The sequence below is a fragment of the Cloacibacillus sp. genome (assembly GCA_036655895.1).
Lineage (GTDB): Bacteria > Synergistota > Synergistia > Synergistales > Synergistaceae > JAVVPF01.
On record JAVVPF010000049.1, the window covers coordinates 1 to 9,381 of the forward strand.

Here is a 9,381-nt window from a genome sequence, read left to right on the forward strand (position 1 = left end):
GGAGTGGTCCTCCTTCAGATGACGGCTAAAATCGTCCGCCGTCCCGCAGTCAAGGTGCGTCACGCCCCCGCAGTCCAAACATTTTAAATGAAGGTGCGCCGTGCAGCCCTCCGCGCCGAGGCGGTAGGTGGCGCCGTCGCCCTTCTCCGCGATATATTTGAGCACGGCGTTGTCGGAGGCGAGCGCCTCAAGCTGCCGGTAGACGGTAGTGCGCCCAATCTTCGCCCCGCGCGCCTCAAGCAGGCCGCACAGGTCGTCCACCGAAAAGCAGCGCGCCGGATGCTCCTTTAGCAGCGCAAGAAGCGTCTCATGATTTTTTGTCCTGTAGCGTCCCCGTGTCCCCATGATTTATTTTCTCCAATATGAAATTCAATTCCATATTCATTTATAACATATCCTCCGCAAAATCGCAACGCCGCGCGCAGAACTTATGGCCGCGCGGTGCGGATAGGCATAAAACCTTTGCGATATCGCTGGGTTGGTATAGAATATAAAGATGAAAAATAAATCAGAGCCTGTTTTTACAAATGGACTCCCGAAATGGAGATGCACTATAGCTATGAAATTTATAAATTATGCAAAAGCGGCGGCGGCCGCCGTCCTTTGTATCTCGCTTGCGGGCGCGGCCCCGCTTGCCGCCTCCGCTGTTACTAAGGCGCAGCTTTTGCCGGTCATTGAGCAGAGCCTTGGGCGCGCGACGCCGGATAAATATCTTTCAAAGCCCGCGGGCGACATCACGCGCGCCGACGCTCTGCGCCTCGCGCTTGAATCTATGGGCTGGGGCTTCGCCGTCACCGCGGTGGACCAGGCGGCGCTGCTGCCGGAGTGGCCCGAGGTGGAGGGCGTTTCCTACATCGCCTCACACATGAAGCCGCAGGCTCCGGCCGAGATGCTGAAAGACCTCGCCGCGCCGCTTTCCGACGACGACGTGAAGGCGATGGCGACGTGGCTCAACTACTGTAAAAAGAGCGTCGGGATGCGCGCCTCGTTTCCATGGGAGGGGACGGAGCTCTTGCTCATAAAACGCGGCGTAGGCACGCCGGGAGGCCCGGCAAACGGCGACATGAAAAACGGCGTCAACGAGCCGCTCTTTGCCGCCATACTGGCTGTAGATATGAATAAGACTCCGACGCAGATAGCGACCGCCGTTATGATAGGCGCGAAAAAGGCGGCGCTTGCCACCATCGCCGCCGAAAATTACGGCGTCGTGGGCGGCATAAACGGAGGCTACTTTGCCGGCGCGAAGCCCATCGGCGTGCTGCGCCGGCAGGGGTATTCCGACAACGTGAAATTCTGGCCCAACCGCTCCGCCTTCGCGTGGACGGCAGAGGGAGAATATAAGTTCATCGATGGGAAAGTTTCAGGCAACATATCCGCCATCCGCGAATACGACAAATACACAGAGGTGCTCCAGGCAGGGCCTCTGCTGATGAAGGACGGCGCGCCCGCGCAGAACACGGAAAACATCCAGCCGAACGTCCTGAACTTCCGTCATCCGCGCACCTTCGTAGGCAGCGACGGCAAGCGTATCTATTGGGGCGTAATAGACGGGCGCGACAACATGCACAGCGTCGGCCTCACGATGCCGGAGCTTCGCTCCTTTATGGCCTCGCTTGCGATGAAGGAGGCGCTGAATCTTGACGGAGGCGGCTCAAGCTCCCTCTGGTGGCGCGGCATGACCTTCACGCTGCCAAGCAACGCAAAAGATATGGAACGCCCCATCCCGTACGCGATACTGATGTTCGAGCCGGGCGCGGGAGTAAGAAACTAGCGCGGCGAGGCCATAAGGGGTATCCAGCGGTTTTATTTTCCTCCGAAGCCGAACCATTTTTTAGCATCTTTCGTATATTGGATGCCCATGATGCCGTTTTTGATTCCGGAATAGTTGCCATTGCCGTTAGAGGAGATCCATCTAAATAACAGTACGTTTTCATCGGTGAGCAAAAAATCTGTGCTGTTTTCAAAACCGTATTCCAAAGGATTGTACCATATCAACTTTTGTTCTGCTGGCGTCGTCAAATCTTTCATTGTATAAACGGAAGCCCCGGCCGGCATAATAGCCTGCAGCTCTTTTTTAGAAAAACCGGGAACAAGGTCTATGTTGTAAACTTTTACGCCTACGGAATTTTCATTTCCTCCCCAGAGACGGATCCCAGTTTTGGGCCGATTGAGGGGAAAGTCATCCATAGGCATGGAGTATAATGTTTTTATGATGTTTTTGTCCTCCGTGCCCCATTTAGTGTTGCCCATCTGTTCCCGTACGTTCATCTCCATGCCCCTTGCAATAACAGTGACATCTTTTTTTGTCTGGTCATTATAGCCTCCGACATAATGCAGTTTCATGGGATACCATGGCGTTGCATTGCCGCCGCCCCAGTCGAGGATATGCTTTGCGATATTTATTAGTTGATTGTTAAAGTCACTGAAATTGCAGACGGTGAATTGATAGGTTTTCTTCTCATTCGGGGTCTCTTCCGGCTCTGGAGATTGTGGTATCTCAGAGACGAAGCGGCCGTACCATACTGGTTCTGAATAATAGAAATCTGGCCCGATATAAAAAGGATCTCTCGCTTCAAGCGCCGTTCTGTCTTTATCAGAAAGTTTGTCGATAACTTCCTTTTTGGGTTTAAGGTACTTCATCCTAACGATATAATGCGGTTCTTCTTTTTTGCCGTCCATATAATATTCGAGTATGGTGTACATGACGCGTGTGCGTTGCGTGAAGATGTCACTCATGAAATCGTTTCCGCCATAAAATAGTTTATTCTGCATATATCTTGGAGAATACTCAAGATTGTTTCCGGCAGGCATTACTCCATACGAGGAGTACCACTTCGCGCCGCCATAAGGTATCTCCTGTGAGGTTAAAGTTGTAACGGATGTCTTGTCGTCTGTAGTCGGCCAGCTGCCGCTCCCTGCATTGTATGTCTGTACATTCCGGATAAACAGGCGAATCGGAAATGATTTTCGAGCGTTGTCATACTGTAGTACGTACCCATACAGAAGCTCTGATGGAGTAGCGGCCTTGTTCTTATTGTCCCTTCCGTTTAGCAGCAGCCCGTAGCCCGCGACGTCCACGTTTTCCGCCTCAACGATTATGGAATAATTGGATATGGAAGAGAACGACGTTTTCTTTTTTCCGCCAGGATTGTCATTTTCAAGGCTGTTTCGCCTGGCTTCTGCGATATATTTTAACGCTACGGTCGCGACAAGCGCAGGCGCATTGTTGCCCCCATTTGGGTTGATCCTAACGACCTTCTCTCCGTCTGTCGATATTTCCAGCTTAACAGATGAATCTGGTGTGGAGTATATGTCGTCTGTATTTTCTCCCGTTTCAAGAAACTTGATCCAGTCCCTCCAGAACGGACTTTGATTGTTTTCCGCGGTCAGTTCTACAAACGGTCCCCATACCGGTTCCTTCTCAGGAAAACCGGCCGCTTTTGGTATGACGCGGCATTTTATTACGCCGTAGCCGCCACCATCCCATTTTATTTTTCCAGAGGCTGTGGAGATGTAAAAGTCCCCGCTAACCGCAATAGTTTGACCCAAGAGCGGATCTCCTGCTGCGTCGGTCAATTTCCAATATTTTCTGCCTATAATGGATGAATTTGGAGGCTCTGTGGATATATCGGCAGAGGCTTCTGTGCCGCCTGAGATATACCATTCAACCAGAGATTCGTCTGTGAGGTTTGACGCGTCGTCAGCTTGAAGAGTGTACTTGGCCGTAAGCTCCTTTACCTCTGTTTTCAAGACATCCTTTTTGTTGCTTACGTCTGTCGCTCCGTTGAATATCTTTATATCTGTTACGGTGTAGTCGGTTCCCTGGGTGATGTAAAAGAGCACCGGCCCGGCGTAGAGGTCGCCGGAGATATTGCCCTGCTTGCCGGGGGCGTTGAAGAGGCCCAGCTCTATTTCGACCTTGTGCTCTTTGTTTTTGTATTCGGAGGTGAAGGAGGTTTTCAGTATGTAGTTTTTGTCGTCGGAGGCGGCATCAGATTGCGGCATCGAAAACGACAGTTCTTTTATGTGCTCGGAGCCTTCAAACGGAAGGTCGCCGTCTTTGTTTCTTTCTGTCACGACGCCGTTTGAGAGGAATATGTAGTGCTCGTTTTGCGCCGCCGTGGGTGGCACGGCACCAAGGATTTTTATAGTGTCCATTCGGGAGCTATCGTGGTATTGAAGCGGCACGTTGTTTATGTCCGAGGCGCACCGACGGTAGAAGGCGTCGGAGGTGTAGCGCGCGTCGTTGATGGCGACGCCCGCGGCTTCGGCTATGTCGTAAATATTGAGCGACTGGCGCATCGTCACAAGCACGGCGACGATGACGACCATTGAGATTATCATGGCTACAAGTATCTCTACGAGAGTAAAGGCCTTTTTTCTGTTCATTATTTATCCCTCACGGCTATATATATCGGGGCCGACGTGCGTCCCGGCAGCATGTAGCGGTAGACGGAGTAGTTTATAGTTTTTGCCGTGCCGCCGTCTGAGAACTCCAATTTTGCGCTGGAGTTCGTTTTTGTCACCTTGTCCGAAGTTTCGGGGGCGTCTTCGTGGAGCAGGCTTCTTTTTAACAGATATTTTTCCGCGTCGTTTCTCAGCGACTGCTGCGCTATGGTGGCGGCCTCTGAGTCCACTATCATACGGAGCGAAAGAATGATGGTGGCAGCCACCGCCGCCACTCCCACCGTGAGCAGGATGGCTGCGATAAGCGTCTCTGGGAGTGAAAATCCGCGCCTTCTCACTGGGGGGCGCTCCATGTTATTTTTTTGCCGCCGAGGTTGAACGAGGCGGCGATTTTTGCGACGCTGCCTTTAAAGTCCTTCGTGTCGGAGGCCTCGGAGGCTACGGTGTAGTTGTCGTAGCCATACGTTTTTTTTATTGTCGTTTTGGTGTAGATGGTGACCTTTGTCGCAGGGTCTGTTATCTCAGCCTCCGCGGTGACGCCGGTCTTTAATTTTTCCGCGCTGAAGTCGGCGGAGGTGATGTCGCCGCTTATGACGGCTTCGGCGGCGATGTTTGCGAAGGAGCGCGCGGCGTAGGCGAGCCGTTCTTTTACGAGCTGCTCGTTCTGGAATATTTCTGTTTTTTTAGTGAGCGTTCCTATATTTAAAATGACGGCGCAAAGGCTCAGCAAAAGTATGAAGCAGATGAGCACGGTGATCACCGTGGCCGCGCCTCTGTGCCGCGCGCCGTGCGCCTTTTGTTTGTATTCGTCGTTTATTTTCATAACATCACAGCCTTAAAGTCCAGATTTCATTGCGCCTTTTGTTTTGCGTTGATAGTGCAGCGCAAGCGGGAGCGCGCGCCCGCGGTACCATTGATATTATCGCATAAGTGCCATACATTGTACAACGATTTGCGAAGATACGCGGCGGGCTTGAGTCTGCTTTGCGCCTTTGCGCGCCGCTTTCGCAAGAGGCTTTCTCCGCCCGTCATTTGCCCGTCATTCTGTGAAATCCTTCACCATCGTCCGTTCTTTCAGTGTATAATAGTTATGAAATGGTGACGTATCGGTGTTGAAAAATGCAATGACTCTTAAAGGCTTTGGAGGACTACAGATGACTGAGGTTATAGTTTGTGTCGGAAGCTCCTGCCATCTCAAGGGGGCGAAAACGGTGGTCGAAGGGCTTACACGGCTGGTTGCGGAGCGCGGGCTCTCGGAATCGGTGAAGCTTTCCGGCTCTTTCTGCATGGGGCGCTGCGAGGTTCCCGGCGTCTCTGTTAAGGTGAACGGCGAAACTCATTTCGTCATGCCCGACGAAGTGGAAAGTTTCTTTGACAACGTCATAGCGGGTGGTTTGAAATGAAATATATAAATGTGGCGGAGGCGAACTGCAAGAACTGCTACAAGTGCCTTAAGGTATGCCCCGTGAAATCAATAAAGTACAGCGACAACCACGTAGAGGTGTTGGAAAACGAGTGCATCCTCTGCGGGCGCTGCATACGCAACTGTCCGCAGCACGCAAAGTCCCTCATCCATGACATTTCGGCGATAAAAGAGGCGGTGAGCGAGAGCCGGCGCGTGAAGGTGGCGGCGCTTGCGCCCTCCTATGTCGCGTCGTTTGGCGCGGCCAACCGTCTGCGGCTTGCGGGCGCGCTGAAGGAGCTGGGCTTTGACGCGGTGGAGGAGACCTCTGTCGGCGCGCACGCCGTGACGCTTGAATATGCTCGGATACTTGAAGGCTGCGGGCCGGACAATATGATAAGCACCTGCTGCCCGACGACGGTCTTTTTGGTGCAGAAATATTTTCCAGAGCTGACGGGCCAGCTTGCGCCGGTCATTTCTCCGATGGAGGCGCACGGCGCGCTTTTAAAAAAGAAATACGGAGAAGAGGCGCTCGTCGTCTTTTTCGCGCCCTGTATCTCTAAGATAGAGGAGGCGCGCACGGCAGAGAGGCCCTATATCGACGGCGTAGTCACCTTCAAGCAGCTTGCGATATGGCTCTCCATCAAGAATATCGAACTGGACAAATGCGAAGAGGGCTTTTTCGGCAACGACGCAAGCGCCTCCGCCGTCTACCCAGTATTTGACGGCATCGTGAAGGACGTGAAGGCGAACCTCCCCGCCGATTCAAAGGCGCTTCAAAAATATACCTTCCTCAGCGTACAGGGCGCGAAGGATCTGATAGAGCTGCTGGAGGAGATGCGCGAAGGCCGCATACACAACTGTTTTGTGGAGGCCTCCGCCTGTTTTGGAAGCTGCGTCAACGGCCCGGAAAAGCCGGATACGGAGTATCACCCGATAAGCACGAGCCTTGATATGCTGCGTTATCTGGACGGCGTGAAGGAGATAAAAGAAATAAAAGAGGAAGAGGCCGCGTGCCTTGACCTCGCCCACCGCATAGTCCCCGCGCCGGTCAAAGAAGAGATTCCGGACGAGTCGGAGATCCGCGCGATAATGGCGCAGATAGGCAAGACGACTCCGGCGCAGGAGCTGAACTGCGGAAGCTGCGGCTACCGGACCTGCCGCGACAAGGCCGTCGCCGTCTATCAGGGCAAGGCCGAGCTTTATATGTGTATGCCTTATATGAGCCAAATATCGGAGACGCTCGCAAACGTCACGCTCTCCGTAAGCCCGGACTATATCATCGCCGTGGATAAAAATATGACGATAAAGGAATGCAACCTAGCGGCGCAGCAGCTTTTCGGCCGTATGAAGAATGAAATAGTGGGACGGCGCATAGACGAGTTCCTCGACCCGTTGGACTTCGCGCTGGCGATAGACGGCGAGGAGAGCGTTCCGCAGCATAAGGCGGACTACCCGGAACGCGGCATCACCGTGAACCAGACCGTCATATACGCGCCGGAACAGGGACTGGCCATCGCCTTCCTGCACGACGTCACGAGGCAGGAGCGCGAGATGGAGGCCGTCAACAAACTGAAGATGGACACGATGGAGATGGCGCAGAACGTCATCGACAAACAGATGACCGTAGCGCAGGAGATAGCGAGCCTGCTTGGCGAGACGACGGCGGAGACCAAAGTGACGCTTACCAAACTCAAGGACCTGATCGTATATGACGGCGCAAAAAATGGATAGTCTCTGCATAGATACCTGTTACAACAGCCTCAACAAAAAAAACGAAGAACTCTGCGGCGACCGCGTTCAGGTAATAAACTCGCCTGACGGAGTGCTCCTTGTGCTTTCGGACGGGCTGGGAAGCGGCGTCAAGGCAAACATCCTTTCGACGCTCACCTCAAAGATAATCTCCACGATGATAAGCCGCGGCGCGACGATAGAAGACACGGTGGACACCATCGCGCATACGCTGCCGGTCTGCAAATACAGAGGCATCGCCTACTCCACCTTCATGATACTGCACATAGCGAAGAACGGAGACGGATACCTGACGGAGTACGACAACCCGCCCTGCATGATGATACGCGACGGACGGCATCTCCCGTTTGAATACGAGGAAAAGACGATAGAGGGCAAGCTCATCCGCGAGGCGCGTTTCAAAGCGGAGCCGGGCGACTATTTCGTCATTGTAAGCGACGGTGTGACCCAGGCTGGCATGGGAGAGACGCTCTCCTTCGGCTGGGGCTGCGACGAGGTCGCCGCCTACCTCTGCGAACCGTGCGGCAAAAAACTTTCCGCGCCGCGCGTCATAGAAAGCGTGCTTACTGTGGCGAAGGATCTTTACCTCGGCAAGCCCGGCGACGACACCACGGTATCCGTGGCGCACATACTGCGGCCTAAGACGGTCAATCTCTTTTCCGGCCCGCCGAAAAATCCGGAGGATGACAAGCGGCTAGTAGAGGACTATATGAACTCAAACGGCATGCACGTCGTAAGCGGCGGCACCAGCTCCGAGATACTTTCGCGCGAGTTAAAGCGCCCGCTCCACGTCAACATCGACTACACCGACAGCGACCTGCCGCCCACCGCAAGCATCGAGGGCATAGATATGGTGACGGAGGGCGTGCTGACGCTGAAAAGGACGATAGAGCTGCTTGAAGCCTGCGCCGATACGCGGGCGCTGCCAGCGCGCACGAAACAGCTCGACGCGCAGGACGGAGCGGCGAAGCTGGCGCGCGTGCTGGTTGAGGAATGCACGGACCTGCGGCTCTTCATAGGAAAAGCCGTCAATCCGGCGCATCAGAACCCGGACTTTCCAACCGAACTGCGCGTAAAGTCGCGTCTGCTGGACGACCTGGGGGCGGCTATGGAGCGTATAGGACGCAGAGTTGAGAAAAAATATTACTGAGCCTTTGGCGGCGCGGCAAACAAAACGCGGGACGGAGCGCGTGGGAGCATGAGCTTCGCCGCGCAGAAGTATCGCGGCGCGCCGCTTTTTGGCACGCTTTCTGAAATACTCACCGAGGCGCAAGCCTCGCTTGTTGCCATGACGGGCGGCGGCGGCAAAAGCTCGCTGCTTTACGGGCTTGGCGCCGCGCTTTGCGCGGCGTGTCCCGTGCTGCTTACCACGACGACGAAAATATTCAAGCCTAAGCCCGAAGAGTGCGCGAACGTCGTCGTCGGGCCGCTTTGCTTTGCCTGCGAGCTTCTGCGAAATACGCGCCGCCCCGCAATGATTGCGGCCGCCGCAGCAGCCGCGGGCGAAAAGCTTGTCGGATACGAGCCGGAGGAGCTTTCCGCGATAAAGGCGCTCCAAGACGAACGCCTCGTAATTGCCGAATGCGACGGTTCGCGCGGCCGTTCGGTAAAACATTACGAAAGCTGGGAGCCGCCGGTGCCGCAGAGGACGGACGTGCTTTTTGCCGTGGCGGGCGCAGACGCGCTCTTTGCGCCGGTCTGCGAGGCTAGCGTCTTTCGCGCCGTGGAGTTTTGCGCAGAACACGGCGCGGCCGCAGGCTGCGCCCTCTCTTTGCCGCTTTTTATGAAATACCTGACGCACGAAAACGGGCCGCTCAAAA

The 9,381-nt window shown here is 54.5% G+C and carries 9 protein-coding genes; 5 read left to right on the forward strand and 4 right to left on the reverse strand.

Annotated features, from left to right (window positions below):
- On the reverse strand, positions 1–345 hold a 345-nt coding region (locus RRY12_11705; GenBank protein ID MEG2185337.1), incomplete at its 3' end, for a transcriptional repressor.
- Positions 346–559: 214 nt separating this feature from the next.
- Here RRY12_11705 and RRY12_11710 point away from each other — a divergent pair.
- Positions 560–1,771 carry a phosphodiester glycosidase family protein gene (locus RRY12_11710; GenBank protein ID MEG2185338.1) on the forward strand — a complete coding sequence of 404 codons (1,212 nt, stop codon included), beginning with the start codon at positions 560–562 and terminating at the stop codon, positions 1,769–1,771.
- A 32-nt stretch (positions 1,772–1,803) separates the two neighbouring features.
- On the opposite strand, the gene RRY12_11715 is transcribed toward RRY12_11710, so the two are convergent.
- The 3 genes from RRY12_11715 to RRY12_11725 are packed head-to-tail and all read right to left on the reverse strand — an operon-like array spanning position 1,804 to position 5,230.
- Positions 1,804–4,389, reverse strand: coding sequence for a prepilin-type N-terminal cleavage/methylation domain-containing protein (locus RRY12_11715; protein ID MEG2185339.1), 2,586 nt, complete (start codon positions 4,387–4,389; stop codon positions 1,804–1,806).
- Positions 4,389–4,745 carry a prepilin-type N-terminal cleavage/methylation domain-containing protein gene (locus RRY12_11720; GenBank protein MEG2185340.1) on the reverse strand — a complete coding sequence of 119 codons (357 nt, stop codon included), beginning with the start codon at positions 4,743–4,745 and terminating at the stop codon, positions 4,389–4,391. Before RRY12_11720 ends, RRY12_11715 begins: the two co-directional genes overlap by 1 nt.
- Positions 4,742–5,230 (reverse strand): hypothetical protein, encoded by a 489-nt coding sequence (locus RRY12_11725; GenBank protein ID MEG2185341.1) that lies wholly within the window; start codon positions 5,228–5,230, stop codon positions 4,742–4,744. Before RRY12_11725 ends, RRY12_11720 begins: the two co-directional genes overlap by 4 nt.
- 331 nt (positions 5,231–5,561) lie before the next feature.
- On the opposite strand from RRY12_11725, the gene RRY12_11730 reads away from it, so the two are divergent.
- The 4 genes from RRY12_11730 to yqeC form a co-directional block, all read left to right on the forward strand.
- Positions 5,562–5,810, forward strand: coding sequence for a (2Fe-2S) ferredoxin domain-containing protein (locus tag RRY12_11730; protein MEG2185342.1), 249 nt, complete (start codon positions 5,562–5,564; stop codon positions 5,808–5,810).
- On the forward strand, positions 5,807–7,543 hold the full coding sequence (locus RRY12_11735; GenBank protein ID MEG2185343.1) for a [Fe-Fe] hydrogenase large subunit C-terminal domain-containing protein: 1,737 nt from the start codon (positions 5,807–5,809) through the stop codon (positions 7,541–7,543). The genes RRY12_11730 and RRY12_11735 overlap by 4 nt, the downstream gene beginning before the upstream one ends.
- Positions 7,536–8,711 (forward strand): SpoIIE family protein phosphatase, encoded by a 1,176-nt coding sequence (locus RRY12_11740; protein MEG2185344.1) that lies wholly within the window; start codon positions 7,536–7,538, stop codon positions 8,709–8,711. Before RRY12_11735 ends, RRY12_11740 begins: the two co-directional genes overlap by 8 nt.
- A gap of 48 nt (positions 8,712–8,759) precedes the next feature.
- Positions 8,760–9,381, forward strand: a 622-nt coding sequence (yqeC, locus tag RRY12_11745; GenBank protein MEG2185345.1) for a selenium cofactor biosynthesis protein YqeC, incomplete at its 3' end; no start/stop codon positions are given.